Here is a 26,005-nt window from a genome sequence, read left to right as displayed (position 1 = left end):
CCCTAAATGTATGACAAATTACATGCAGTTATCTGATGAGAAAATTCGTGAGATCCTAGAATTAAAAGACAGAATATCAGGACAAATTGAAAAACATGAAGAAGAGATCGAATATCTTAAAAAAAATCTTAGCGTATTAGATTCCTTAATCAAGCAAACTAGTTTTACAAAAGCTTCATCATTAAGAAGTACTACAGAGGAGTCACCAAAAGTCACCATCAAAAAAGAAGATGAGACAATTCCACTTACAAGGGGAGCAGATGGTGCAGTAATTGCAAACGCGTATGTCACACCAGAGCAGGTATCAATCATACTGGATGAAAAATTAGTTATTGATGCAGATACTCCTCCTTTCAAGACGTTCTTTTTAGATAGAATTATTGGAGAAATGAAACGAAAAGACTCTGTTGAAGCAGAGAGCGGAAAGATTCAACCAGAATCCATCATAGACTATGTAATTAATAAAAACGGCTCCAACATCAGAGAGATAATAATTAAAAATTATAGACAGAAAGAACGTGTAAAAGAGATTGTAAATACTGCAGCATGGTCACTTACACGAATGCTTGAGAACAAAAGCAAGTGATTTTATGGACAAAATTGTCGTTTTAGACTTTGGTTCTCAGTATAGTCATTTGATTTGTAGGCGTATACGAGACTTTTCAGTGTATGCAGAACTTGTGCCTTATGACATTTCATTAGAGGAGTTAAAAAAACTCGAACCAAAGGGGATTATTTTTTCTGGTGGTCCATCAAGTGTCTACAAGGATAATGCCCCCATACCTGAGAATAAAATTTTTGAGATGAATCTGCCGCTGTTGGGAATATGCTATGGTCATCAATTAATTGTAAATAATTTTGGAGGCAAAGTCAAGCGTGCTAACAAAGAATATGGCTCATCTCTTCTGACTGTCGATAACAATAGTGATTTGCTAAGTAGCATTGGTGACTCGGTCAGAGCATGGATGAGTCATGGAGATGAAGCAGAAGAGATTCCAAAAGGATTTGAGATCATAGGTCACACAGAGAGTGCCAAAGCAGCCGCAATTGCAAATAAATCAAATTCAATATACGGCATTCAGTTTCATCCAGAAGTTGTACATACAGAACAAGGAACTGAAATTTTGAAAAACTTTGTTTTAAAAATTTGCAAGGCAAAACAAGACTGGACGATGGAGGCGTTTGTAGACAATACCGTAAACAATCTTAAAAAAATTGAAGGAAATGTCTTGTGTGGAGTAAGTGGAGGAATAGATTCTACAGTTGCAGCTCTGTTAATTCACAAAGCTATAGGAGACAGACTAAAGTGCGTATTTGTGGATAATGGTCTTTTACGTTTAGATGAAGAAAAAGAGATAGAAACTATGTTCAAAAATAATTTCAAAGTAAATTTTACCCCAATTAATGCTGCATCACGATTTTTAGAGAAACTAGAGGGCGTTGATGATCCTGAAAGAAAAAGAAAGATAGTTGGAGAAGAATTTGTAAAGATCTTTTCAGAGTTTGCTGAAAAGAGTGGCCCATTCAAATGGCTTGCACAAGGAACTCTTTATCCAGACGTCATAGAAAGTGGAGTGTCCAAGGGACCAGCTGCTGTAATAAAATCCCATCATAATGTGGGTGGATTACCTGAATGGCTCAAAATGGAAATTTTGGAGCCATTACGTGATTTGTACAAAGATGAAGTAAGAAAAGTTGCTGGATTACTAGGAGTTCCTGAAAAACTAATCAAGCGTCATCCATTTCCAGGTCCTGGTTTGGCAGTGCGAATAATTGGACAAGTAACTACAAAAAAACTAGAGATTGCAAAGATTGCAAGCAAGATAGTGGAAGAAGAGTTATGGGAAGCTGGAATATACAATAAAGTTTGGCAAGCATATGCTGCAGTTGGGGACGACAAAGCAGTAGGAGTTGTTGGTGATGAGCGAAGATACGGAAATATTGTAATGATTCGGGTAGTAGATTCTATTGATGCCATGACTGCTGATTGGACTAGGCTTCCTCATGGATTACTAGAAAAGATTAGCAACAGGATTACAAATGAAATTGAAGAGGTTACTTGGGTTACTTATGCAGTATCAAGCAAACCGCCTGCAACAATAGAGCCACAATAAACTACAAATTATATCAAAAACAAAACATCGTAATGACATTTCATGTTTTTGACACATATGTCAAAGCAAAGGACGGTCACACCATACATTTTGATGTTATTACTGACAAAAAAGATCCTCAAAAAGCTATAGAGTATGCAAAAAAATGGTTGAAATCTATTGGTGAAGATGACGCCAAGGTTTCTTCAGAAGAATGCAGGTTTTGTCATTCACAAAGCGTTCCTGAAGAAATTGAAATTGAAATTATGACTGAAGGATTCCATATTGCAAAGATGGAAGGCTGTCCAAAATAGATTAGATTATTTTACTTGAAGAATTTCTTGGTCTATTAGGTATTCTAGTGCACTCATCAGCTCAATTTCGCTTATTTGTTGTTCGGCATATAGGATGAATATGTTTCTCACCCATTGTGGTAGCAGTGATGATGGGGTTTGAGCTGGAGTTTCAGGTGATTCAGTTAATTCCTGTAACGTACCAGCTTCTTCTACAACCAATGGGTTTTTGCTGGAGTCGACTACCGAAAATGTTGTACTAGTGGTTGCAGTACCAAACTCTGTATAAATTTGAATTTCATATTCTCCAATGAGATCTTCTACGGTGTCATCAACTAGATATGAAGTCTGCATTCCCCAAAGACCTTCCTCTCTGTATGTGGGATTAATTTCAGAGGTTTTGATCACTTCGCCAGTAAAGAGATTTGTAATCTTCATAAAATAATAGCCGTCTTGAGGATCAAAATTTTCAATTTCAATGTCTGCACGAACTAATCGATTGTCATCTTTTAGATCAAGGTAGTTGTTTCCAATGAATTTAATCGATACAGAAGTATTCTCATCTGCATAAGCGGTGTTAATTGAAACGACCATAATTGCCATTAAAGTTAGAATTGTAATTCTTGAATTCATGCTAATTACTGGTACGCTTGATGGGATATATCTATGAGTTGTAATTTCTTGAGCTTCAAAGTTCCATTTTGGAAGTTTCTAGTCTTCTTGGCTGTCCATGGTCAAGGCTCGAATTATGTCCTTTTCGCTAATGATTCCAATTATTTCACCCTTTGAGACCACGCCAATTCCATGAACCCTGTTATCTAAAATTATCTGAGCAGCCTTTGTAAGATCATCCCAAGCATTAACCACGATAATGTCTCGTGTCATTATTTCATTTGCAAGGCATCTTCTTCCGTAGCCATTTTTTGATGCAAAGAAATTATCAAAATTATTTACAACATGTTTTGGTCCTTTTTCTTTTTGCGAGAACTCTAACGCTATATTAATAAAATTTCTAAATGTAATAATTCCAACTGGAACTTCATCATCGTCCTTTACTATTAATCGTGATGCATTGTATGATATCATGTTTGATAGGACATCCATAATTGAGCTTGTCTGTTTGCAAAAGAATTGTCCAATTGTCATTAACTCAAAGACTTTGAACTTTCCATTGCAATTTTGTGCATAATATTTTGTTAGATCATTTTTTGTAAAGATTCTGAATTTATTGTCTTTTTTTACTACAAGGGAGCTGATCTGGTGCTTTAGCATAAGCTCAGAGCATTCTATTGCAGAAGCGTTTTCATCAACGTATACGATAGAGTTCATGATTTTTGATACTGGAGTCTTTGAAATCGGTGAATTATTTTTTTGAGCTAGTAGAAATTTCCCAATATCCTTTTGAGTTACAATTCCAGTGAATTGGTTTCTGTGTGTTAGGAGCAATCGCGAGATGTTTTTCTCATACATCTTTTTCATAACATCGTAAATTGTAGAATTTTGAGGTAAGCTAATTGGTTTATGTGACAGGGAATGAGCCTTTATTTGCGGAGTCATGCCTATCTGATTTTGCTGCATGAGGAGAAATAAATCAATTCAGTCATATCTTTTGTAGTGTATGATTTGAACAGACAGATTTGATGAAAAATTTGATTGAGTCATCATGATTGTTTGTAATGGGATTACAAACAGAAAATATTATTCCAAAGATTCCTAGTATACCTAGAACCTCACCCTCCATGCACCATGCCCCCTCGTTTTGCAGGAAATGGGGTTCTTTTTTTATTTTGAATTTGTTCTAATGAGTGATTCTAAACCATCAAAGAAGATCATGTCACTTATTCTTCTCTCAGACCATAGTTTTGCTCTCATCTTAAACCAATCAGGAATTTCTGATGAATCTTCTTTGAGAACATCTGCTTCAAATGGGATGTATGAAAAAACATCATTACTATTATCACCTATTGCAAAGGCCTGAAATTGACTTGGTTGATTTACCGTAGTTTTCTTTTTTACCAAATCTATCATGATAAAACCATTTGGCAAATCAATACTTGAGATATTTTTAGTGTTATTTACAGGAGGAGGTGCATTGACAAGATATTTTACAGATTTTAAATAATCTTCATTAGTGATTTTATCATTTATCCACCAAGTAGTAATTTCTCTTTGAAGATTCAATATGGTTTCATTAGTGGTAAGATCACTTGGAAGATGGTTAAGGGATTTGTTTCCTACTGCTTTCTCAAATGGAGTCATAACAGTAAAATATTTTCCAATCTTGTCGGGCTTTACGTTAGTCCTTACGGTATCACAAACGTTGGTAGTATATTCATAACCCACGCATTTTCCATAACGCATTTCAATTGGTTGTAGAATCCTTTGAATTTCTTGTTGAGAGTATCCCTTGTAGTAAAGAACAAACTTTGATAGATGATTGCTCAATAGCCAGGCAGTATCAGTAGAATCGTAGTATGAATCAAAGTTTGGACTATCCTTAATCATTATAGTATGTTTTTTGTCACGATCATCTCCAAGATGAGAATAAAATCCCTCATAACCCTGCTTTGCTAAGAGATTCTTTCCTGAAGAATCATCAAAAATCACTATTACAAGCTGGATATCTTTTTGAAAATAACTCTTGGACAGATCAGAGATGGCCATGCATTTGGGTTCAGCTCCGTTTGCAGTGAACTTGTACATTTCAAAATATTGTTCAGTGACGGCAAAAAATTCATTGGTTTTTGTAGTTTCTGTTGGAGTACACTTTGAATGTCCAGTTACATAGACTAGTTGCCAATTTACATTTCCGGAATCAGAATAGGATACAGGTATGACAGAAAAAAACATAACCACACATAATATTCCAGTAATGAAAAAGATGTTATTTTTTATCAATTAAAACAACTGCCCAAGAATTTTTTCGACGTCATAGGGTTTGTAAATTACATCAGTTGGCTTCATTTCTCGAAGTTTTTTCTTTGTTTCAGAGGTAAAGTCTGCAGTAACCATGATTACTTTAGATTCAGGATTAATCTCTCGAATTTTCTTTAATGCATAAAATCCATCGTATTCAGGCATCATTATATCCAAAAATACTACATCGGGTCTTAGCTGTTCATACACATCTACACCTTCTTTGCCGTTTTTGCATTTTCCAACAACCTGAATTCCCTTTATTTCCAAATAATCTGAAAACATTTCTACGGCGTCAGGATCATCATCCACTACTAGTGCGGTAGTCTCTTTTTGCTGTGATGGCTCATCTTTTGTTTTATCTACTCTGATCTCTTTACCAATTTTCCACATAAATTTACAAAGACTTCTCATGTTACCACTTATTTCATCTGAATTTGTTACCAATGCAGAATCATCACTCGTGCTTTGACTAGATGTAGAAGAAGTATATCCTGACATTAGAACTTGGGATGAATTGCAGATAATTCTTCCTTGTGAAGGAAGTTTTGCTATTTTAAAATAATTTACACCTAATCGCTTTGCGCATTCTAACTTTGTTGATATCTCAAGTTCTGTCATTAGTTTTATTACGACATTTCGTTTGGAAGCTTTCTTAATTGCCTCTGGAATGTCAGTATAGTACATTCGAATTAAATCTGAAACTGTGGTAACTAGATAGAGTTCATCTGTTGTTTCATCAATGATTTTGATAATTTGATCATAGATGTTTGCTCTACCAGAAATTACTGTCAGCTTTGGTAAATTTGCAGTCTGTTGATTTGTTTTTACTTTGTTAAGGATTTCTAGTAATTTCTCGACATTGTTTTCAAGCTTTTCTGTTTCTTGTTTTCTTTTTTTAATAATATCTATGAGAATTTCTTTTGGTTCATTTGCTGAAAATTTAATTGGTGAAGAAAGAGTCGATGTGACGAATCCTTGATTTTTTAAATTTTCTAAAATTTTGTAACCTCTAACCCTATCTGTTTGTGTAAAATGACTAATTTCACTTGCTTTTGAAGAGCCCATTCTAAGTAATCCAAGATACACCTTGGCCTCATCTTCATCCAATCCAAAATCCTTGAGAAGTTCGATTCCTTCTTTCTCAAAATCAACTACCGCTTCCTGTGCCATAATTTATGAATAAAAAAAGTACATTTTTTCTAGTGTGTTGTACGATTGAACAAACTTTTTTTGAGATTTTATTCCTAAAGGATTCTAGGAATTTTCTCTAGTCATGGTTAATTTTGATGGGCTTTTAGAGTCAATATCCTCTGTGGCCTCCTCAAACTCTGTTTTTTTGGTCTTTTCCGCTTTAGGCAACATTATTGTAAATGTTGTAGGATGATTTGAGACCTCAATTTTTCCACCATGCTTTTCGATAATACTTTTACAGCTGGCCAAACCTAATCCTGTGCCAATTTGCTTTGTAGTAAATAGCGGCTCAAAGATCTTTTCCATTGCAGAATCTGGGATTCCTGGGCCTGAATCTTCCATCTCAACTATTGCATAATCGTCTTTATCATGAATTCTAAATGAAATTGTTCCTTCTCCATCTATTGCCTGAATGGCATTGTTTATCATGTTAGAAAATACAATCTCCAGTTTGAATGCATCACAATTAATTGAGGCACTGTTTTTTGGCAGATTTATGCGGATATGAGAAGGTACTGTCGTATTAAGAATTGAAGATTCAATAATTGTAGACAAGGAATGACGCTCCATTTGTAGCTCAGATACATTCACGTAATCAAGGACATCATCTATCTGATGAGTCATTCTTGCGACTGCTCTTCCAACCATTGCCATTTGGTGACTAGTCTTTTCATCCATTATAGGATCAAGCTTTACCTTCATTATTTCAACAGAGTTTTTAATGACTGAGAGAGGATTACGCAGGTCATGTGCTAAACGGCTGGCAAGATTTCCAATAGAAGATAGTCGTTCATTGGCAACAATTGTTTTATTTAATTTAGAAAGCTCTGAAGACATTGCGTCAATGTCTCTTGCAAGTTCAGATATTTCATCGTCTCCTTTCATGTTATTTTTGATAAATTCCCCAGTTGCAATTGTATGCGTGGTTTTTCTTAATTTTTGAAGAGGGTTTGAGATTGATTTTAAAATCAGGTATCGAATGCCTAGTGATGCTGCAATAAAGACATTAAGTGTGATAAAAATTGTCAAAGTTGTATTGGATACTAGAGAATCAACAAAGTCCTTAGTATCACTTACATTTGCAGCTGTCTGACTAACTGTTGAATCAATTACATTGTTGATGTTTTGTTGTGCCTGATGAAAGTCTTCAGATAAAGCAAGAATTTGGTTTCCACTTGCACCGTTAGTTTTTAACTTTATCATGGTGTTTGAAATTATAATTAGATCATTCCATTTTTCTGCAATTTCATTAGAATTGCTGTTCTGATTTGGAAAGTGATAATCCATTAAATTGGAATATTTAGAATATGCTTGATTAAATGAGGACTTTGCTTTTTCTATTTGGTAAAACTGCATTTCAAGTTCTTCTTCTATTTCGGCAAGTTCCATTCCCTGGGCAGTTTTAGACTCCTCTTCTAAAAGCAGAATCTCCATAGTTCTTGAAGTAACTTGAGTAGCAGACTGCCTCATTTGGGTAAGAGAATCAAGAATTGGCAAAGTCTGATCGCTAAGATTAGTAAATGTGTCTTGGACCTGTTTTGTGTTGATTAGCGCTATAAAAGACACCATTCCGATTAAGCTAACGAGAATTATGATTTCTAGGGCTAGTTTTGTCCGTATTCTCATGGCCTAAAATCCACCTATATTGCAGTAAAATAGTAGCTCGTCAGGACTAAGCTTTAGCCCTAATAACTGAATATTCATGCCTATTTACGCACAAAATTTGATTAAAGAAAATGTATGTAATGGCATTACAGACAGAATAACTTATTCAAGGTACACGAAAGAATGTCACTTTGAAAACTACCAATACTTCACAAAGTTCACGGGTCCTAGTAGTATTCCTAACTGCAATCCTACTCACTTGGAGTTTTAGCAGTGCAGGAGTTGCTAGTGCGCTTCCAGTTGATGCCGGTGGAGCAGCATCCAGTGCAGCAAGTAATGCCGGTGGAGCAGCATCCAGTGCAGCAAGTAATGCCGGTGGAGCAGCATCCAGTGCAGCAAGTAATGCCGGTGGAGCAGCATCCAGTGCAGCAAGTAATGCCGGTGGAGCAGCATCCAGTGCAGCAAGTAATGCCGGTGGAGCAGCATCCAGTGCAGCAAGTAATGCCGGAAACGCTGCAAGTGGAGCAACAAGTGATGCAGGAAACGCTGCAAGTGGAGCAACAAGTGATGCAGGAAACGCTGCAAGTGGAGCAACAAGTGATGCAGGAAACGCTGCAAGTGGAGCAACAAGTGATGCAGGAAATGGTAATGGTAACGGAAATAATGGTAACAATGTAAAAATTTCTTTAAAATTAAAAAATGATAATCTTAATGCTCTGGATGATCCAGAAAAACAAAATCATATGAAAAATCTTAAGTCTTTGGCAAAAGATAACATGAATTTGGATAATAATCTAAAGAAGCTTTTGAAGACAGATAACGGAAAAGCAATTGTAAAAGACGTAATTGAAAACAAAGCAAATGGTAACGGAAACGGTAATGGTAACGGAAACGGTAATGGTAACGGAAACGGTAATGGTAACGGAAACGGTAATGGTAACGGAAACGGTAATGGTAACGGAAACGGTAATGAAAATGGCAATAAATTTGGATTAAAGTTCAAAAATGGTCAGACGCAAATTGTAGTTGAATTATCAAAGATTAATCCAAAACTCTTAGAAAAATTAATGGCTAAAGGTCAGATTGATGTAATGTCAGGTTCACTTGTACAAATGACTTTGAATGTTGAAAATCTGAACGAAGTTATGGCTATGTCTGGAGTAGACTTTATTCGAACTCCAGTTTCACTAACAGATGTAAACAAGCCAATATTTTATGATATTAAATCAAATTATGTGGATGTAATACCTGATGAAGGGATTTTAGATAGTTTGAATGATCTAGTCTCCAAAGAAAATCAGGCATCTAAAAATACAATAAAAGAATACTCAGGCATAGAGAAACAAATTGACGGTATTCAAACTAAGGTGGTTTCAGAGCTATCAAAATTAGATGGTGAATCCTCAAATGAGAGAACTTCAAGCCAAGTTACATACAACTTGTACAAAATTTACAAAGAAAACAAGTTAGAAATTGCTTCGTTGGAAAAGTCAATCAATGAAGAAATCATCAAAATTACAGGCGAAGAATCTACCAATAATGAGATAAATGAAGATAACAACGCTGATGCTGAATCTAGTGAAAGAACAATTGAATCTAGTGAAGAATCTACAGATAGTACTGAAAACTCCAAGTCAATCGAAGAAAGTTCTGATTCAGAAGTAAAAGATCCCAATACTGAGACACGCCAATTAGAATCATCTACTGATGAAAGTAGAAAAGCAAGAACCAGCTCAAGTTCTGATTCCACAAAACAAGATAATGTTTCAGATGATAACTCAATTAAAAAAGATACACGAAGTTTAAACAAAAATCTTAGTGATGTAGAAGTTAAAAAATATGAAAAATTAATCCAATTACAAAATAAACTTGAAAAACTTTCCCAATTAGAAGGTATTATCAAAGAAGAAAGAATGGATCATAAAGTATCCGAAGGTGTATACTCTATTAATGCAGATATTGTTCATACAAAAGGTATCACAGGCAAAGATGTCAAAGTTGCAGTACTAGATCTTAGTTTTGATTTATCCAATGAAAAGATTGCAGACAACATCGCAGACACTAAATCATTTAGAGGTGGTTCATCAGGTTTATGGACACAGCAACATCACGGCGGAACCAACGGTTTGGAGCACGGAACAGCAGTAGCTGAAATTATCACCGATGTTGCACCAGATGCTGACTTGTATCTATATGAGATGGATACTGACGTAGAGTTTGTTGCCGCAGTCGATGAGGCAATTGCAAATGAAGTAGATGTCATTGCAATGGCAGCAGGATGGCCCAACTTACCAACTGATGGAACCAGTCACATCACAAAGAAGGTAGAAGAAGCAATATCACATGGAATTACATTTGTTGTTCCTTCTGGAAACTTTGCTGAAAAACACTGGGAAGGAAAATTTGTTGATTCAAACCTAAATGCATGGCATGAATTTGACGAGTACGACGAAGGCATGTCTATATCCGTATCAAAAAGCCAAGTCTTGGCCCAACAACCAATTATGGTTTATCTGAACTGGAACAACCCACTAAAGGATGTTACAGACTTTGACTTGATACTACTTGATCCAACAGGAAATATCGTAGACTATTCTGCTAATATTCAAAAAGTTCAATCTGATAGAAGCTTTGAGAGCATTCACTTTGTTCCACAGATGGAAGGACTGTATGCAATCGGCATTTCCTATGCAGGAAACCAGCTTGATGGCGACTTGACGGCTGCAAACATTCCAAGAGATACTATTCTAGAGGTCTTTTCAGTAAACAATGTAGTAGAATACCCAATTGCTAAAAGTAGCGTGGTAGTTCCTGCAGATGCAAGAGGTGCCATAGTAGTCGGCGCAGTAAATAGTCAAAACGGTAAGACAGAGTCATTTAGCTCACAAGGTCCAACAAACCACGGTAAACTAGCCCCAGATGTAGTAGGCCCAGACGGTGTTACTACACTTGCATACAATGGAGACTTGTTCTATGGAACATCCGCAACAACGCCATATGTGGCAGGATTGGCTACATTGATGCTGCAAGGAAATCAAGATGCATCACCAGTAGATGTGCTAGAACAAATGAAAACCAATACAGTAAAAACTACAACTGAGGCATCAAATGATATTGGTTACGGAATGATTGATGCATCATTTTTAGCAAACAAAAACTAATTTTTTAAGAAAAATATTTTCCATATTATTATCCAGTGTTAACTAGGATCCAAAAATCACAAATGTGTGTAACTGCATTACAAACAAGACTATACTAGTAATTCTGATTCATACTATACAATGAACACTACAACACAGACTGAATGGTTTGGAAAAAAACTACTTAGTATGATGATAATTGCAGGTGTATCTATTTCTGGTGTATCCTTTTTTGTTTTGGATTCTGGAATGGATAATGTAACTTCACAAGACACAACACTATGTGATAATGGCTTGTGCTATGATTCACACACAGACTCAATACCAGTAGGAACCTACGTTCAGCAACATGCTGAAGTTGGAACAGTCCAAGTAATGCAAAAAACTGAGGACTTCTCTTCACTGAAACTATTCAATAAAGGACCAAAGTATGAAGTAGATGACTTTACAGCCACAATCTATCCGGCAAAAGACAGTTTTGTCAGAGAAGGAATTCGAAATTCCAACGAAGGCTCAAATGATATACTTCGAGTGATGGGACAAGGCGAGACAAATAACAGAGCGTTGATTGCATTTAATCAAAATGATCTAGAAGCAGTAACCCAAGGAAAATCACTCAAATCCGCTACGCTAAAGCTTTTTGTAATTAGTAATGACGGAAAATGGTCAGATTCACAAACCATCAACATCCATGCCCTTGGTGCCAATTGGGATGAAGGAAAAAGCATGAATGCTCCATTTAGTAGCCTAGTAGGCGAACAGACAGGAGTAACATGGGATTGTTCTACACAAACAGACTGTGCAAGTTGGAATGGAGGAGTATTTAATCCAGCACCAACTGCAGTGACTAACATCGACAATTCAGTAAATGGTCAATGGATAGAATTTGATGTAACTGGCGACATTGAAGCATTTCTTTCTGGAATGGAAAACAATGGCTGGATCATCATGAAGAGTAACGAAGACCAACCAGGCAGAATTAACTTTGCTGCAAGAGAAGCACAGAGTAACACTCCACAATTAGAATTGACTTTTGCTTAAGTCAATTTTTTTATTTTAATTTTTAGATACTAATTTTAGGCATTTGGAATACGATTGTATGTAAAAAATTACAAACAGAAGTTTTTGATTAGATGCTACGTATTAATTACATGAATAAAGATTCAATTCCAAAATTTAATTTGATCAGAGAGGTTCCCATATACAATAAAGATTTCAAATATGATTTTTTTGCTCAAAAAAATATCGAAGTAGATGAAAAGCTAACAATTCACAATTTAGAAAAAATAGAGGGAGAACTATGCAACCTAGCCTGCTAATTGTAGATGATGATTTAGATACTGTTGAGATCTTCAAAGAATTTCTAGAGATTAAAGGATTCAATGTGATTGGAACTGGCAAAAATGGTAAAGAAGCAGTAGAGAAATACCAAGAGCTAAAACCATCCGTTGTATTACTTGATGTAATGATGCCAGATTATGATGGAATTTATGGATTGCAGGGCATAAGAAAAATTGATCCAGATGCAAATGTCATAATGGTGACAGCAGACAAAACTACTAAAACTGAAGAAAGATTAAAAGATCTTAATGCCAATGATGTACTTTACAAGCCATATGAAATTGATGATGTAGTTTCTGCAATTAACAAAGCTGTTGTAGGTTCTATGAAAATTTCATGCTAGGATTCTAACAGGCAAGCACCAAAAACTCCAGCAGAGTCGCCAAGTTTATTTTGTAAGATTGGAGTATCAATTAGATCACTGAAGACACATTTGTAAACAAAATCCTTTCCCTCATCATACAGAAATGGAATGTTTGAAACTCCGCCACCCAAAACAATAGCATCTGGATCTAGTATGTCTATTACATTTGCAAGAGAACGCCCAAAGTTTTCTAAGAATTCTTTTTTCCATAGTGAAGATTTTTCATCAGAGCCGATATTTTGAATAATTTCAGCTAATTTCTGATCCTTTCCAGTAATTTCAAGCCAGTTTTTCTCTAATGCAGGACCTGAGATGTATGTCTCAACGCATCCATTTTTTCCACAGTAACACTTGTTTCCATTTGTGTGTAAAATGTGATGTCCCCATTCTCCAGCAATATTGGTTCGTCCATGATGAATTTTTCCATCAATTACAATGCCTCCACCTACACCAGTTCCCATTATAACCCCAAATACAATTCCAAAATTTTTTGCAGCACCCATTGTTGCCTCGGCAATTGCAAAACAGTTTGCATCATTATCCATAGAAATTTTTTGTCCTAATCTTGATTCAAGATCTTCTTTTAGAGACTTGCCAATCAAGCATTGTGTGTTGCTGTTTTTTATTAGACCTGTTTTCTTTGAAATTGCTCCAGGAGTGCAAATTCCTATACTGCAAGATTCAGTCTTTAACTCCTGAATCATATTCGAGATTGATTCCAAAATTTTTTCATAGTCATTTTGCGGTGTAGGTATTCTTTTTCTCTGTATAACTTGAAAATTTTCATCTACGAGAATTGATTCAATCTTTGTTCCTCCTAGATCTACACCTATTCTATTCACAGTAATCTAGATGAAACAGTTGGCTTAAGTTTTGATAATTTATCCCATTGGTGGCATTCCAGGGTGACCACCGCCACCACCTGAACCGCCAGATACTGCAATTACATCATCGATTCTTAGAATCATGCATGCAGCTTCGGTAGCAGATTTTACGATTTGTTCTTTTACTGCTACTGGTTCTACGACATCAATTGCTAGCATGTCTGCAATCTTTGTATTTCTAGCGTCAATTCCTGTCCATTTTCTACCTTGGCTTTGCTTTGCTCTAAGATTTGCCATGGTATCAATAGGATCCATACCTGCATTTTCAGCAATGGTTAATGGTATAGTTTCAAGTGCTTCAGCATATTTTTTGATTGCAAGTTGTTCTCTTCCATCAAAGCTATCTGCCCATTCTTTTAGTTGGGTAGCTACAAATGCTTCTGGTGCACCGCCACCTGCTACAATGGCAGGTTTTTCAATGACATCTTTTACAACCATTAATGCATCATGAATAGAACGGTCAACTTCATCAACTACTCTTTGAGAGCCACCTCTCATCAATAGAGTTACAGATTGTGGATTTCTACATCCTTCAATGAATACCCATTTATCAGATTCTACTTTCTTTTGTTGAACTAGTTCAGCGCTACCAAGATCTTTTTCTGTAAGATCATCAAGGTTTGTAGTAACTCTACCGCCGGTAGCTTTACCAAGTTTAGTCATATCACTTTCTTTAACTCGTCTAACAGCTAAGATTCCGTGTTTTGCGAGATAATGCTGTGCAATGTCGTCAATTCCTTTTTGACATAACAGAACGTTTGCGCCTACATCGTGAATTTTATCAACCATCTGTTTTAGCATTCTATTTTCTTCTTCAAGGAACATTTGCATTTGTGTAGGGTCACTAATTCTAATTTCAGAACTCATCTCAGTTTTTTCAACTTCTAATGCTGCGTTAAGTAATGCAATTTTTGCTCCCTGTATCTTTGATGGCATTCCACTGTGAACTACCTCTTTGTCAAGAACAATTCCTTTTACTAGCTGTGTATCCTGTATGGAGCCACCTGCTTTCTTTTCAACTTTAATGTTATCAAGATCAACAGAATATTTTTCTGCCTTTTTAGTTGTGATTTTTAGAATGGAATCTACTACAAGTTTAGATAAAATGTCACTGTCTTCAGATATTAGTTTAGAATTCATGCTAGTGATTGCAATCTTTAGTAGTGATTCTCTGTCATCAGGCTGAATTTTTTTTGCCATCTCACTTAGAATCTCTAATGTTTTATCAGATGCTGCTTGATATCCCTCAATAATTACTGATGAATGAACGTCTTTTTTGATCAACTCTTCTGCTTTAGCAAGCAATGCACCAGCAAAGACTACTGAGGAAGTAGTACCATCTCCAACTTCATTATCAATTGTTTTAGAAATTTCAACCATCATTTTTGCTGCGGGGTGTTGGACATCAATCTCTTTGAGTATTGTTGCTCCATCGTTTGTAATTGTTACATCACCTAAGGAATCAACAAGCATTTTGTCTAATCCACGTGGGCCTAGACTGGTTCTTACTAGATCAGCCACAAGTTTTGCTGCCTGTATGTTGTTTTGCTGTGCGTCTCTTCCTTTTTGTTGAAGGGCACTTTCCTTTAAAACAAGAACTGGTCCTTGTGGAGTTTGCTGAATTGAAGCCATAAGCTGCTCACAATTCGCTAAATGCCCCTTTTTAAGATTACTTAGTTAATTGGAGAAATGTACGATCTCTTTTTTACATCTACTATTCCAGAATAGAGTATTCGTATCGATGGCAATGCCAAAAATGGTAAAAATAAGGGAATCAGATGGGGTCTTTGAAACTTGCATCCAGCATCAATAATCGAAGAATTTACTGATTCAAACTGCTCAGTTACCTGTTCAAAAGATTTCGAAGAAATGATTCCGCCAATGTTTAGCTCTAGATTGGATTTAATTTTTTTATCCTTTACAACTACAAGACCACCTTGTTCTTTGATCAAATGATTTGCAGCAGTTGCCATATCTTCTTCATTAGACCCTATGACGATTAGATCATTTTCATGAAAGCTCCACGTGGATGCAAATGCTCCTATATCTGAGCCAAAGTTCTCGAGAAATCCGATAGTATGTGTTTTGGTTCCAAATGTCCTATCAAAGGCTGCTACTTTCCAGACATCCTCTTCCTTGGAGGGTAAAACATTATCATTTTTTGTTTCTAGTTCAACAGTTCCTAATTCAGTTATGATTTCTGAATTCATTTTGATTGTGTTGGCAGATACTGATGAAGACTTTGATTTAATCTCAAAGTCTTTGTATGAGAATTTTTTTCTTAGTTTTACAGTTTTTTTAATCCATGGTGGAATGGTTTTCTTCTTGATAGGACTCACAATGCTGCCATTTGAAGCAACGAGTTTTCCTCCAACGAAAACTCTTCGAGGAACTATGGAGGAGAGTTCATCAAATACTAGCAGATCAGCTAGTTTGCCTGGAGCTATACCACCAAGATTTTTTCCTAGATTATAGTAATCAAAACAATTCTTTGAAGCCATGGTAATTGCGTCTATTGGAGACACTCCAAGCTTTATTGCTTCATTTACACAGTGATCAATATGCCCATATTTTTTCAAATCCAAAGGATCAACTCCATCTGAACAAAACATCAACCTGTCAATGTAAGTCCCATGGGATAAAACTCGAGGAATAATTTCTTTGAGATCTCGTCTAATAGAACCTTCTCTCATCATCACCCACATGCCAAGACGCAGTCTCTCCAAAACTTGATCAAAGTTTATTGGCTCATGACAGGACAAAATTCCAGAGGAAATGTATGCATTGAGTTTTTTATCAGATGCGCCAGCAGTATGACCATTAATTATACAGTCAGCTTCAAGCATTAGTGATAATGACTTCATAGTTTTTGGATCCTTATTGGTAACTTTGGTCCATGAGAAAACTTCCCCTAAACCTAAAACATTTGGTAATTTGATTGCTGATTTTTGTTGTGACAAACTTAGTGTTTTACTGTGACTGAATTTTCCGTCAACAGGCAATCCTCCTGGAACAACATTGAAGATTCTAATCGGTAGTTTTTCACATTGTTTCACAAATTCTCTAAAGCCTTGATAACCACACGCACTTACAATGTCAATTGGATCAGAAAATAGCGATGTGACACCACATAGTAAGGATTTTTTGGCAAGCTCCGATGGTAGAAAGAACTGATCAATGTGAACATGAGGATCTGCAAATCCTGGAGAGATGAACTTGTCATTTAGATCAATAATGGTAGTGTTTGCTCCAGAAGCGTGCGAAGCGTCTTGCCCTACATAGGCAATTCTATCGTTAATAATTGCAATTTGAGAATTTTTGATTACTTCGCGTGTGTAAACATTAACCAAAGAACAATTTTTGAAAATTAGATCTGCCTTTTTGTTGCCCATTGCTACCGAGTTGAGAGAAGAAATTGATTTTGCCAGAGTACTCATTAAATCAAATTGTTTCTGCGCCTAAATTAAGATTCAATGCTTAAATTACCGAAAAATGGGATTTTTTTCAATGAACTACCCCAAGGTAATAAAACGATATTGTCCAAAGTGCAAGAAACACACTGCACAAAAGGTCTCAATATACAAGGCCGGTAAACGAAGGGCATCTGCAATAGGTGAACGCAGACACGCTGAAGACAAAAAGGGGTATGGTGGACAGAAATTCCCGAAATTAGCAAAGCCAGCAAAAGTTACCAAAAAGGTAACACGTATGCTAACATGTCCAGAATGCAAGAAAAAATTCAACACCTATGGAATTAGAATAAAGAAATTTGAGTTGGTGGCAGCATGAAGAAGAATCACATTCCAGTTCCAAAACCAAGTAGCAAGTTTCAAAAAGTTGAATGTAAAGAATGCGGAGAGACTCAAGTGATATTTTCTCATTCATCAACACCTGTAACCTGTAATTCATGTGGAAATATTATTGCAAAACCAACTGGGGCTATTGCAAAAATTCACGGAAAGATTTCAGGTAGTGCCGAGTAAATCATAATCCTGTTTTGTGTTTAAATTAAAGGCAATTCGTTTATCATCAAGAATTTTGAATGATTCTTCAACAGAATCAAAATTTGTAATTTTTGATGCATCGATGATAGATACTCCAGAGTAATAGCAATCTACTCCGTCAACTACAATTGGGGCAGCAGATGAAATATTCAAAGATTCTAAGAATCCTTTTGTGATTACAAAACTTGTCCATTTTGAGCCATCATAAGATTCTATAATTTGTTTGATGATTGAATCGTCTAAAAACGGAAGATCCCCAGAGATTACCAATACAACTTGATCAAGTGATTGAAGAATTGCATTGAGATCGTTTGCATATCCTTTTCCAGATGTTTGAATAATTGGTATCCCAGATTCTTTTAACAATTTTTGAGTTTTGGGAGAGTTGGAACTGGTAGCGGCAAAAATTTTTTCAAGACTGTTAGAATTTTTTAAAGCATCAATTACATGAAGGATCACTGGTTTTCTATATGTTAACAAAAGTTTTTCATCAGGCATTTCCATGCGGGTTCCTTTACCACCAGCCATAACTAGTCCAATCATAATGAAACAAAAATCAATAGAGAAGATAATCTAGTTAATTCATTTGTAGCGCCAAGTACATCACCGGTAATACCTCCAAAGCTTCTACTAGATAGTGCAACTAGAAACATAGTGAATGAAATTCCTACAGCAAAGGCAATCATGCCAGTACTGCCCCCAAAAATTAGTAGTGGAGTCAATGTAAAAAGAAAGGCCACGCCTAGTTTTCTTTTATCTTTCATTAGTTGAAGGAAGGGGGAATTGGAACCTAGGGCAGCAGACTGGCCTATACTGGCCATAAGAACCATAGAAAATTTTGCAATAATTTCGCTAAACAAAAGAGCACTAAACAATTCAAAACCATTTGATAAGGATATTGCCGCTACCATTCCTATCAGATACATTACAATGGCAACAATTCCAGCAGAACCAGTTGAAAGATCTTTCATTGCGGCAAGTTTTTTTTCTTTAGTTCCTCTCACCATTAGACCATCAGCAAAATCTGCAAGGCCATCAGTGTGATGAATGCCTGTAATTATTGCAATTGCAGCTACAACAAGTAAACCTACTATTAATGGGTCAACACCTGCTTCAGACAATCCAAATCCAAATCCGCCAATTATTACACCGATTACAATTCCCACTAAAGGAAAGAGGTACATGTAACGGGCAATAGTTTCTAGATTAGCATTTGTTGTTGGAATAATAGTCAGAAAAGAAAAGACAGAACCAATTTCTTTAAGCAAATAACCACCCTATAGAAGACAATACAAAAATTATTGGTATAGTAAAGATTGCGCAAAACAACAAAGAGCTAAGCTTCATCAATGAAATTGCTGAATGGATTTGTTTTCTTGAAAGCTCAATGTTTCCATCACCTATGTTATAGTGTCCAATTTTTTCTAGCTTTGTGTTAAGTGCACCAGCAAGTGCTGCCATTGGATATCCAGCATTTGGGCTTTCTAATTTTCTGCCATCTCTCATCATTATCCTAAAGGCTGAACTAGAATCTAACCTCAATAGTTTTGCAGCTAAAACCATTACCAGTCCTGTTAATCTAGATGGAATGAAGTTTAAGATTTTATCACAATTTGCGCCAAACCATCCAATGTTTCTAAACATATTATTTCGATAACCCACCATAGAATCAATTGTGTTAACGGTTCTGTACAAAAATGCCCCTAATAGTCCAAATATTGAATAATAAAACAAAGGTCCAGTTACTCCATCTACTGTATTTTCAGAAACACTCTCTAAAACTCCGGATAATATGTGATTTTTATCCAATTCGCTAGTATTTCTTTTTACAATCATGGATAGATGTCCACGTGCTGCTTCTATGTCATCTCTTTCAACAGAATCAACTACAGATAGTGCATGCTTTTCCATTCCTTTAATTGCAATGGTTGTCTTGAGTAAAATTGAGCCAAAAATAATTCCAAGAACGATACTAAAGAAATCATTTCCAAGTAATTCTATGCCAAAAAGATAACCGTAAATCAGTATAGAAACTACGAAGCATGAAGCTACTACAATAATTATCCCCCCAATTCGTTCAGTTGTGTCGTTTTGAGATTTCATGATTGGTACCATTCTTCCAATGAATCTCCCTATCCAAGCAGTAGGATGATATCTTGAGCGCGGATCTCCAAATATGAAATCAATTCCAAGTGCAGCCAGTACAATCACTATGGATTCAAGGATCATCGTATCATTCTCTCAATTGCTTTAATGTTTAGATTTTGTTGGATTAATTTACTAAGTTTATTGATCTCGCCATCGATCTTATTGATTGTCTTTTTATTCCAAATGACTGGTTTTGTTATTTTTCCTAGAGAATCTTCTTCAGGCAAGCTAACGATAGTTTTTGGTATTACACCCAACATTGGAATACCGGTATATTTTTTCAATTTGGAAAATCCAGGTCTTAGAATTTCTGGGTCTCCAAGGAATTTGTTTAAGACAAATCCTTTGATGAGTTTTTGGTGTTTTTTTTCTAAGAGTTGAAATGTTCCCATCAAACTGGCAAATGAGCCCCCTCGTTCAATATCAGATATTAACAAAACAGAGGCATTTGCCAGATTTGCTATTCGCATATTGGCAATATCATATGATTGAAGGTTTATTTCGGCAGGTGAGCCTGCACCCTCAATTATTACCAAGTCTGAATTTTTTTGTAGATGGTTTAATGCAGTTTTTGCAACGGCTAGTCCTCTAGTATTTACAAACTTGTGATAGTAATCGTTTGCATGCATTTTTTTGAATTTTTTACCATTCAAGTATACATCGCTAAGATAATTTCCAAGTGGTTTTAACAAGATTGGATTTAACTCAGGCGTAATTTCACATCTAGCTGCTATAGCTTGGATGGCTTGAGCTCTAGATATCTCAAAGTCTTTTGTCTTGTATGAGAAATTTGACATGTTTTGAGATTTGAATGGGGATACGGAAAGTCCCTTATCAGAAAATATTCTACATAGGGCTGTAACTAGGGTGCTTTTACCTGCACTTGATGATGTTCCTTGAACCATTAATGCGTGCATGAGATCCTCTTTAGTTGTTTTACAAGAAGTTGGTTTTCATTTCTATTTTTTATTGCTATGCGAATATAATTTTCATTAAGACCTCTAAATGTACTACAATCACGAATTAAAATATTTTTTTTGAAGAGTTTCTTTTGTAAAACTTGAGATTTTACTTTTGTTTTAATTAGGATAAAATTGGTTTTTGACTCATTACAGTAAAATCCATCAATGTTTGAAATATTTTTTCGTAAAAATTCATATTCTTTTCTTATTAGTTGATTAGATTTTTTTAGAAATGTTTTATCTTTTAATGATGCAATGGCAGATTCTTGAGCTATTCCGCTTACATTCCAAGGTATCTTAAGATTGTTAAGTATTGAGATGATTTTTTTGTTTCCTAATCCATATCCAATTCGTAATCCGGCTAGACCAAATGATTTGGTTAATGAGCGTAAAACAAAGAGATTATCAAATTTTGAAATTAATTTAATGATAGTTTCATTAGACTCAGGCACCAACTCGATAAAGCATTCATCAACAAATACAATAGATGAGTTTTTTTTAGCTCGATTTATTATCAGTTCCATTTTTTTCTTTGTTAGTAAAACTCCGGTTGGATTATTTGGGTTACAAACAAAGACGCAACCATTTTTTGGAATTTTTTGCAGAAACTCTTCCAGGTCATCATTAAGATTCATTGTTTTAAAAAATGAAACAGAAGACCCCCGAAGTTGAACTGCATTCTCATATTCACTAAATGTTGGTATGGGAATCAAGACAGGAGTTTTTTTGGAGAGAAATGCATGAGCAAAATTGTAGATTATTTCAGTTGCGCCATTTCCTACTACTATCTGATCTAATGGGAGTTTTGTGTATGATTGGATATTCTTGCGAAGCTCAAGAGAGTCAGAGTCAGGATAAATTCCAATAGTGTCTAGTTTTTCTTTGATTATTTTTTTGACTATAGGTGGCGATCCTAGAGGATTGATGTTTGAGCTAAAATCAAGGATTTTTGATGAATTTCCCCGTACAGAGTAAAGGCCCCCGTGTGACGCTGGCCTATGACGTTTAACATATGGATTACTTGGTTTCACAAAACCGAATAGTCGCTGGGAATATAGTGTGTTTTGGTTAAAAACGGTAAAGGATTATTAATTGAATTGGATACTTTTTTCATCGTGGATAAGAAAAGAGTTGCAATAGTAGGAGTAACAGGCTCTGTAGGCCAAGAATTTGTCCAATCACTAAAAAACCACCCGTGGTTTGAGGTTACACAAATTGCTGCATCAGAGCGTTCTGCTGGAAAAAAATACACCGAAGCTATCAGGGATCCTAATTCTGGTATAGTATCTTGGGAAGTTGGTGGTGAGATTCCAGAATATATCAAAGAAATGGTAGTCAAAAGAATTGATGAGCTTGATGTTTCACAGTTAGATCTTGTATTTTCTGCAGTAGAATCAGTTGCCGCTAGAGATATCGAAACAAAATTAGCTGCAGATGTACCGGTAATATCAACAAGTTCGGCATATCGCTATGAAGAAGATGTACCAATTCTCATTCCAGGAATTAACGATGAACAATCAGAGTTATTAGAAATTCAAAAGAAAAATAGGAATTGGAAAGGATGGGTAGCACCGCTTCCCAATTGTACAACAACAGGATTAGCAATTACGCTAAAGCCATTATACGAAAAATACGGTGCAAAAAAAGTTATGATGACTTCAATGCAGGCAATTTCAGGTGGAGGTCGTGCCCCGGGAGTGTCTGCCATGAACATTACAGACAATATCATTCCGTATATTCCAAAGGAGGAAGGAAAGGTTAGAGTTGAGACAAGAAAGATTCTTGGAAAGCTAAAAGATGGAAAAATCGTTGATGCAGACATTAAAGTTAGCTGCACATGTACACGAGTTCCAGTAATTGATGGTCATACAGAATCAGTGTTTGTAGAGACAGCTCAAGATATCGATCCCATTACTGCAAAGAAGATGTATGATGAATACAACAAACTTATCACTGTAGCGGGCTTGCCATCTGCTCCAAAAGATTACTATGCAGTACATGAAGATCCTACTAGACCTCAACCAAGAATAGAACGAGATGTTGGAGATGGAATGACTACAACTATTGGAAGAGTCGAAAAAGAAGAATTGTTTGATCACGGACTCAAATACATGCTATTCTCCCACAATAAGAAAATGGGTTCTGCAAAGGGTGCAGTACTATTAGCAGAGATGCTATACAAAAAAGGTAAAATCTAAACAATTATTGAAAATTTTTCAATAATGTGACAAATTCAATAATAGACTTATAAGAAACGGTTAGATCATCGATTCTGGAGAGTTGTTTTGGCAAAAGTTGATGACTTAGATCTAACAATTTTATCTGAATTATCAAATGACGCATCAATTTCTGTTCCACGATTATCAAAAAAAATCAAAGTAAATCCAAGTGTTGTTTATTCAAGAATTAAGAGATTGGTAAAAAGAAAACTCATCGAACGATTCACCATTGTAGTAAATGATCAAGAATTAGGATACCAAGTAAAATCTCTGATTGGAGTAAACATGGATTCTAAAAAAAGAGACAACGTAATTGAGGAATTATTCAAGATTGATGGAGTTAGAGAGATTGCAGAGGTTACAGGTAGGTTTGATATTCTAGTAACGGTTTATGCAAAAAGTTTGGATGCAATGCATAAAATTGTCTCAGATAAGATTGGAAAGATTGACGGAGTCATATCATCAGAGTCATTTATCGAGATGAAGACGCGATCAAAAGCAATGCCATATATGCAATCAGATTAGGTGAAAAACAGTGCAAAAACAAAAAACTCAGTCTCGATTTTCTGTTTATTACGAACTTAGCAAGCCAAAAATTTGGTATCTTTTAGTTTTCACTGCATTTGGGGCAGCCATTACGGCGTCAAACATTTATGATATTCCTATTTCTCCAGCCACTTGGGGATTGATGTTAGGAAGTGTTGCAGCAGGTTCTGCAGCAGCAAATACCCTAACCAACTATCATGACAGAGATATTGATGCGATTATGGATAGAACAAAAGAACGCCCCATTCCATCAGGAAGAGTTACTCCTGAAAATGCACGTAATTTCGGCTATGCGTTAGCAGCAATATCATTAGTTTTGGCATTTGGAATTTCATTTACAACATCAATGGAGCAGGGATTGTGGGCAACAGCATTTATCGCATTTGGTTTGTTCAACAATGTTTTGATTTATTCATACGCTCTAAAACGTAGAAGTAGAAGCAATATCATTTTAGGAGGATTATGCGGTGGTGCCCCTCCATTGATTGGTTGGGTTGCAGTAACGACCTCAGAGATGTGGACTATGGGATTAACAATGGCAGGATTGGTATTCATTTGGATTCCAATGCACATTTGGGCTCTAACATTACACTTTAAGGAAGATTATAACAAAGTTGATGTTCCAATGCTCACAGCAGTCCAGTCTGAAAAAACATCTGCAAGAGTAATTGCTGCAAGTACAGTAATGATGGTTCTTTTCAGCGTTGTACCCTTCTTTTTGACTCTGGAGGACGGAACTCCCATGATGGGACAAGTATACTTGTGGACTGCAATAGTATCCGGTGCATTAATGATTGCACTTTCTGCATGGGTAGTAGCAAAACCTAGTGAAAAAGCATCTTGGATGCTGTTCAAATTTTCTAGCCCATATCTTACAGTGTTGTTTATTGCACTAATGGTTGATTCTGCATTATAGAATTCAGCTTTGTGAACAACTGATAATTTCTTCGCGGGCCTTATAAGCAAAATTTACCTTGTCTTAACATGGTAAGATACAACTCAAAAGAATTTGAAAGACAAGATTTTTCTTGGCAGGATCTGCAGGGATTGTCTTGGATATTCAATGATGAATTTTCAAGTGAAGAACTGAAAAATTCAAAATCCATAGCTTGTGCGTAGAGAAATCTACCTATTTTTTCTTTGATTTAATACGAAATACCTTTGTGTCACATACAGAGCAGGTTCCCCGTATTGCAGCACGTCCATTTTTCATGGTGGTGTCTTTAGGATCTTTAATGTCTCTTTTTTTCTTACATTTTACGCAATAAGCTTGAATGTTAGAAGAGTCAGTTTTTGTTCCTTTGGTGGAAGTGGGTTTACTTGTTTCGGATTCAGGTTCATTTTCATCAAGTTTTGGTGCATTCTGTAATGCTTTTTCAAGTTCTAGAATTTGTTTTTCAAGTTCAGATATCTTTGCAACTTGCTCAGATGTATCAGTATGAGTTTCTGGTGAATCATTTACTTGTTTTTCGTCTTCATCAGGAATTTGTGTAGAGATAGATTTTGCTTCTTGCTCAGATTCAAGCTTTTCAATCTGTTTTTCAAGATCGTTTTTTCTTTCTAATTGTTCAGGTGTAGCTTCTTCCTCTATGCTTTCATCAAATTTTGGGGCATTTGCCTGAATTTCTTCAATTTCAGCAATCTGTTTTTCCAGTTCTGCAACACGAGCAAGCTGTTCTTGCATGGCTTGTTCTTCTCTGACCTTTTCTTCCTGAGCTTTCTTTGCTTCAGCTTCGGCAATCTGTTTTTCCAATTCTGCAACACGAGCAAGCTGTTCTTGCATGGCTTGTTCTTCTCTGACCTTTTCTTCCTGAGCTTTCTTTGCTTCAGCTTCGGCAATCTGTTTTTCCAATTCTGCAACACGAGCAAGCTGTTCTGATGAGGGTTCATCATCAGTTTTCTCAGAAATTTCTGTTTTTGATGGATAGGTAAACCCCTTAGGCATTGTACCATGGGGACTGGAGGGTTTTGGAATCTCTTTTGGTTTTTCTTTGGAAGGAACAAAGTCTTTAGGAAGTGTTCCTCGAGGAGATGGAGTTTTCTTTGACTCTAATTCTTGGATTTTCTTTTGGAATTGTTCAATTTTTTCTAATTGTATTTTTTGGATTTCTTCATATTTTTTAATTTGATTTTCAAACTCTTGAATTTTTTTACTTACTTCAGGTGAAACTGGTTCGGGAGCTGGAGCTGGTTTTGGTTCGGGAGCTGGAGCTGGTTTTGGTTCGGGAGCTGGAGCTGGTTTTGGTTCGGGAGCTGGAGCTGGTTTTGGTTCGGGAGCTGGAGCTGGTTTTGGTTC

The 26,005-nt window shown here is 36.0% G+C and carries 26 protein-coding genes; 12 read left to right on the top strand and 14 right to left on the bottom strand.

All coding sequences use genetic code 11. The annotated features are described in order from the left end of the window. Window positions 1–22: 22 nt before the first annotated feature. The 3 genes from DWQ18_05435 to DWQ18_05425 are packed head-to-tail and all read left to right on the top strand — an operon-like array spanning window position 23 to window position 2,407. Complete coding sequence (locus DWQ18_05435) at window positions 23–586, top strand: hypothetical protein (protein RDJ33631.1); 564 nt, start codon at window positions 23–25, stop codon at window positions 584–586. 4 nt (window positions 587–590) lie between these two features. Beyond that, entirely contained in the window at window positions 591–2,114 is a 1,524-nt protein-coding gene (locus tag DWQ18_05430) for a glutamine-hydrolyzing GMP synthase (GenBank protein ID RDJ33630.1), read from the top strand. A gap of 32 nt (window positions 2,115–2,146) precedes the next feature. Further along, on the top strand, window positions 2,147–2,407 hold the full coding sequence (locus DWQ18_05425) for a DUF2024 family protein (protein ID RDJ33493.1): 261 nt from the start codon (window positions 2,147–2,149) through the stop codon (window positions 2,405–2,407). 6 nt (window positions 2,408–2,413) lie between these two features. On the opposite strand, the gene DWQ18_05420 is transcribed toward DWQ18_05425, so the two are convergent. The 5 genes from DWQ18_05420 to DWQ18_05400 form a co-directional block, all read right to left on the bottom strand. Beyond that, window positions 2,414–3,019: a hypothetical protein gene (locus DWQ18_05420; protein ID RDJ33492.1), complete on the bottom strand. Its 606-nt coding sequence runs from the start codon at window positions 3,017–3,019 to the stop codon at window positions 2,414–2,416. Between the two features lie 78 nt (window positions 3,020–3,097). Further along, window positions 3,098–3,964, bottom strand: coding sequence for a CBS domain-containing protein (locus tag DWQ18_05415; protein RDJ33491.1), 867 nt, complete (start codon window positions 3,962–3,964; stop codon window positions 3,098–3,100). 204 nt (window positions 3,965–4,168) lie between these two features. After that, window positions 4,169–5,236, bottom strand: a complete 1,068-nt coding sequence (locus tag DWQ18_05410) for a hypothetical protein (protein RDJ33490.1) — start codon at window positions 5,234–5,236, stop codon at window positions 4,169–4,171. Between the two features lie 48 nt (window positions 5,237–5,284). Then, on the bottom strand, window positions 5,285–6,475 hold the full coding sequence (locus DWQ18_05405; GenBank protein RDJ33489.1) for a response regulator: 1,191 nt from the start codon (window positions 6,473–6,475) through the stop codon (window positions 5,285–5,287). 84 nt (window positions 6,476–6,559) lie between these two features. Beyond that, a complete protein-coding gene (locus tag DWQ18_05400) occupies window positions 6,560–8,122 on the bottom strand; it encodes a HAMP domain-containing protein (protein RDJ33488.1) in 1,563 nt (520 codons plus the stop codon). 1,130 nt (window positions 8,123–9,252) lie between these two features. Here DWQ18_05400 and DWQ18_05395 point away from each other — a divergent pair. From DWQ18_05395 to DWQ18_05385, 3 genes are all read left to right on the top strand, one after another. Beyond that, on the top strand, window positions 9,253–11,262 hold the full coding sequence (locus DWQ18_05395; GenBank protein RDJ33629.1) for a serine protease: 2,010 nt from the start codon (window positions 9,253–9,255) through the stop codon (window positions 11,260–11,262). Window positions 11,263–11,382: 120 nt separating this feature from the next. Continuing rightward, window positions 11,383–12,282, top strand: a complete 900-nt coding sequence (locus DWQ18_05390) for a hypothetical protein (protein RDJ33487.1) — start codon at window positions 11,383–11,385, stop codon at window positions 12,280–12,282. Between the two features lie 259 nt (window positions 12,283–12,541). Continuing rightward, window positions 12,542–12,925, top strand: a complete 384-nt coding sequence (locus DWQ18_05385; GenBank protein RDJ33486.1) for a response regulator — start codon at window positions 12,542–12,544, stop codon at window positions 12,923–12,925. Here DWQ18_05385 and DWQ18_05380 read toward each other — a convergent pair. Genes DWQ18_05380 through DWQ18_05370 form a run of 3 tightly spaced genes read right to left on the bottom strand, consistent with a single transcriptional unit; the run spans window position 12,922 to window position 17,222 of the window. Then, window positions 12,922–13,788: an ROK family protein gene (locus DWQ18_05380; GenBank protein ID RDJ33485.1), complete on the bottom strand. Its 867-nt coding sequence runs from the start codon at window positions 13,786–13,788 to the stop codon at window positions 12,922–12,924. The genes DWQ18_05385 and DWQ18_05380 overlap by 4 nt on opposite strands. Window positions 13,789–13,827: 39 nt before the next feature. Continuing rightward, a complete protein-coding gene (locus tag DWQ18_05375) occupies window positions 13,828–15,462 on the bottom strand; it encodes a thermosome subunit (GenBank protein ID RDJ33484.1) in 1,635 nt (544 codons plus the stop codon). 41 nt (window positions 15,463–15,503) lie between these two features. Then, the gene (locus tag DWQ18_05370) at window positions 15,504–17,222 is read right to left on the bottom strand and encodes an adenine deaminase (GenBank protein ID RDJ33628.1); all 1,719 of its coding nucleotides are present in this window, start codon (window positions 17,220–17,222) and stop codon (window positions 15,504–15,506) included. Between the two features lie 115 nt (window positions 17,223–17,337). On the opposite strand from DWQ18_05370, the gene DWQ18_05365 reads away from it, so the two are divergent. After that, window positions 17,338–17,619, top strand: coding sequence for a 50S ribosomal protein L44e (locus DWQ18_05365; GenBank protein ID RDJ33627.1), 282 nt, complete (start codon window positions 17,338–17,340; stop codon window positions 17,617–17,619). Then, window positions 17,616–17,813, top strand: coding sequence for a 30S ribosomal protein S27e (locus DWQ18_05360; protein RDJ33483.1), 198 nt, complete (start codon window positions 17,616–17,618; stop codon window positions 17,811–17,813). Before DWQ18_05365 ends, DWQ18_05360 begins: the two co-directional genes overlap by 4 nt. Here DWQ18_05360 and DWQ18_05355 read toward each other — a convergent pair. Genes DWQ18_05355 through DWQ18_05335 form a run of 5 tightly spaced genes read right to left on the bottom strand, consistent with a single transcriptional unit; the run spans window position 17,796 to window position 21,975 of the window. Next, the gene (locus tag DWQ18_05355; GenBank protein RDJ33482.1) at window positions 17,796–18,377 is read right to left on the bottom strand and encodes a 5-deoxyadenosylcobinamide phosphate nucleotidyltransferase; all 582 of its coding nucleotides are present in this window, start codon (window positions 18,375–18,377) and stop codon (window positions 17,796–17,798) included. The two genes, DWQ18_05360 and DWQ18_05355, sit on opposite strands and share 18 nt — an antisense overlap. Next, window positions 18,374–19,102, bottom strand: coding sequence for an adenosylcobinamide-GDP ribazoletransferase (gene cobS, locus DWQ18_05350; protein RDJ33481.1), 729 nt, complete (start codon window positions 19,100–19,102; stop codon window positions 18,374–18,376). The genes DWQ18_05355 and cobS overlap by 4 nt, the downstream gene beginning before the upstream one ends. Further along, window positions 19,095–20,063: a cobalamin biosynthesis protein gene (locus DWQ18_05345; GenBank protein RDJ33480.1), complete on the bottom strand. Its 969-nt coding sequence runs from the start codon at window positions 20,061–20,063 to the stop codon at window positions 19,095–19,097. The genes cobS and DWQ18_05345 overlap by 8 nt, the downstream gene beginning before the upstream one ends. After that, on the bottom strand, window positions 20,060–20,899 hold the full coding sequence (locus DWQ18_05340; protein RDJ33479.1) for a cobyric acid synthase: 840 nt from the start codon (window positions 20,897–20,899) through the stop codon (window positions 20,060–20,062). The genes DWQ18_05345 and DWQ18_05340 overlap by 4 nt, the downstream gene beginning before the upstream one ends. Next, a complete protein-coding gene (locus DWQ18_05335; protein RDJ33478.1) occupies window positions 20,887–21,975 on the bottom strand; it encodes a threonine-phosphate decarboxylase in 1,089 nt (362 codons plus the stop codon). Before DWQ18_05335 ends, DWQ18_05340 begins: the two co-directional genes overlap by 13 nt. Window positions 21,976–22,059: 84 nt before the next feature. On the opposite strand from DWQ18_05335, the gene asd reads away from it, so the two are divergent. The 3 genes from asd (at window position 22,060) to DWQ18_05320 (ending at window position 24,625) form a co-directional block, all read left to right on the top strand. Next, window positions 22,060–23,142, top strand: a complete 1,083-nt coding sequence (asd, locus tag DWQ18_05330; protein ID RDJ33626.1) for an aspartate-semialdehyde dehydrogenase — start codon at window positions 22,060–22,062, stop codon at window positions 23,140–23,142. Window positions 23,143–23,229: 87 nt separating this feature from the next. Further along, window positions 23,230–23,688 carry an Lrp/AsnC family transcriptional regulator gene (locus DWQ18_05325; GenBank protein ID RDJ33477.1) on the top strand — a complete coding sequence of 153 codons (459 nt, stop codon included), beginning with the start codon at window positions 23,230–23,232 and terminating at the stop codon, window positions 23,686–23,688. Between the two features lie 10 nt (window positions 23,689–23,698). After that, window positions 23,699–24,625 carry a protoheme IX farnesyltransferase gene (locus DWQ18_05320; GenBank protein RDJ33476.1) on the top strand — a complete coding sequence of 309 codons (927 nt, stop codon included), beginning with the start codon at window positions 23,699–23,701 and terminating at the stop codon, window positions 24,623–24,625. Between the two features lie 213 nt (window positions 24,626–24,838). Here the strand turns inward: DWQ18_05320 and DWQ18_05315 are convergent, their stop codons facing one another. Continuing rightward, window positions 24,839–25,654: a hypothetical protein gene (locus tag DWQ18_05315; protein ID RDJ33475.1), complete on the bottom strand. Its 816-nt coding sequence runs from the start codon at window positions 25,652–25,654 to the stop codon at window positions 24,839–24,841. Between the two features lie 199 nt (window positions 25,655–25,853). Between DWQ18_05315 and DWQ18_05310 the strand changes: the two genes are divergently transcribed. Continuing rightward, on the top strand, window positions 25,854–26,005 hold a 152-nt coding region (locus DWQ18_05310; protein RDJ33625.1), incomplete at its 3' end, for a TetR/AcrR family transcriptional regulator.

The organism is Thermoproteota archaeon (genome assembly GCA_003352285.1).
Taxonomy (GTDB): Archaea; Thermoproteota; Nitrososphaeria; order Nitrososphaerales; family Nitrosopumilaceae; genus PXYB01.
The sequence above is the reverse complement of the archived record's forward strand: the minus strand, read 5'-3'. Positions and strand labels throughout refer to the sequence as shown.

What these genes read in the sequence shown, in the direction of transcription:
- DWQ18_05435 (RDJ33631.1), top strand. Translation starts at nt 23, where the DNA reads ATGCAGTTATCTGATGAGAAAATTCGTGAGATCCTAGAATTAAAAGAC.
- DWQ18_05430 (RDJ33630.1), top strand. Translation starts at nt 591, where the DNA reads ATGGACAAAATTGTCGTTTTAGACTTTGGTTCTCAGTATAGTCATTTG.
- DWQ18_05425 (RDJ33493.1), top strand. Translation starts at nt 2,147, where the DNA reads ATGACATTTCATGTTTTTGACACATATGTCAAAGCAAAGGACGGTCAC.
- DWQ18_05420 (RDJ33492.1), bottom strand. Translation starts at nt 3,019, where the DNA reads ATGAATTCAAGAATTACAATTCTAACTTTAATGGCAATTATGGTCGTT.
- DWQ18_05415 (RDJ33491.1), bottom strand. Translation starts at nt 3,964, where the DNA reads ATGCAGCAAAATCAGATAGGCATGACTCCGCAAATAAAGGCTCATTCC.
- DWQ18_05410 (RDJ33490.1), bottom strand. Translation starts at nt 5,236, where the DNA reads ATGTTTTTTTCTGTCATACCTGTATCCTATTCTGATTCCGGAAATGTA.
- DWQ18_05405 (RDJ33489.1), bottom strand. Translation starts at nt 6,475, where the DNA reads ATGGCACAGGAAGCGGTAGTTGATTTTGAGAAAGAAGGAATCGAACTT.
- DWQ18_05400 (RDJ33488.1), bottom strand. Translation starts at nt 8,122, where the DNA reads ATGAGAATACGGACAAAACTAGCCCTAGAAATCATAATTCTCGTTAGC.
- DWQ18_05395 (RDJ33629.1), top strand. Translation starts at nt 9,253, where the DNA reads ATGTCTGGAGTAGACTTTATTCGAACTCCAGTTTCACTAACAGATGTA.
- DWQ18_05390 (RDJ33487.1), top strand. Translation starts at nt 11,383, where the DNA reads ATGAACACTACAACACAGACTGAATGGTTTGGAAAAAAACTACTTAGT.
- DWQ18_05385 (RDJ33486.1), top strand. Translation starts at nt 12,542, where the DNA reads ATGCAACCTAGCCTGCTAATTGTAGATGATGATTTAGATACTGTTGAG.
- DWQ18_05375 (RDJ33484.1), bottom strand. Translation starts at nt 15,462, where the DNA reads ATGGCTTCAATTCAGCAAACTCCACAAGGACCAGTTCTTGTTTTAAAG.
- DWQ18_05370 (RDJ33628.1), bottom strand. Translation starts at nt 17,222, where the DNA reads ATGGGCAACAAAAAGGCAGATCTAATTTTCAAAAATTGTTCTTTGGTT.
- DWQ18_05365 (RDJ33627.1), top strand. Translation starts at nt 17,338, where the DNA reads ATGAACTACCCCAAGGTAATAAAACGATATTGTCCAAAGTGCAAGAAA.
- DWQ18_05360 (RDJ33483.1), top strand. Translation starts at nt 17,616, where the DNA reads ATGAAGAAGAATCACATTCCAGTTCCAAAACCAAGTAGCAAGTTTCAA.
- DWQ18_05355 (RDJ33482.1), bottom strand. Translation starts at nt 18,377, where the DNA reads ATGATTGGACTAGTTATGGCTGGTGGTAAAGGAACCCGCATGGAAATG.
- DWQ18_05345 (RDJ33480.1), bottom strand. Translation starts at nt 20,063, where the DNA reads ATGATCCTTGAATCCATAGTGATTGTACTGGCTGCACTTGGAATTGAT.
- DWQ18_05340 (RDJ33479.1), bottom strand. Translation starts at nt 20,899, where the DNA reads ATGCACGCATTAATGGTTCAAGGAACATCATCAAGTGCAGGTAAAAGC.
- DWQ18_05315 (RDJ33475.1), bottom strand. Translation starts at nt 25,654, where the DNA reads ATGCCTAAGGGGTTTACCTATCCATCAAAAACAGAAATTTCTGAGAAA.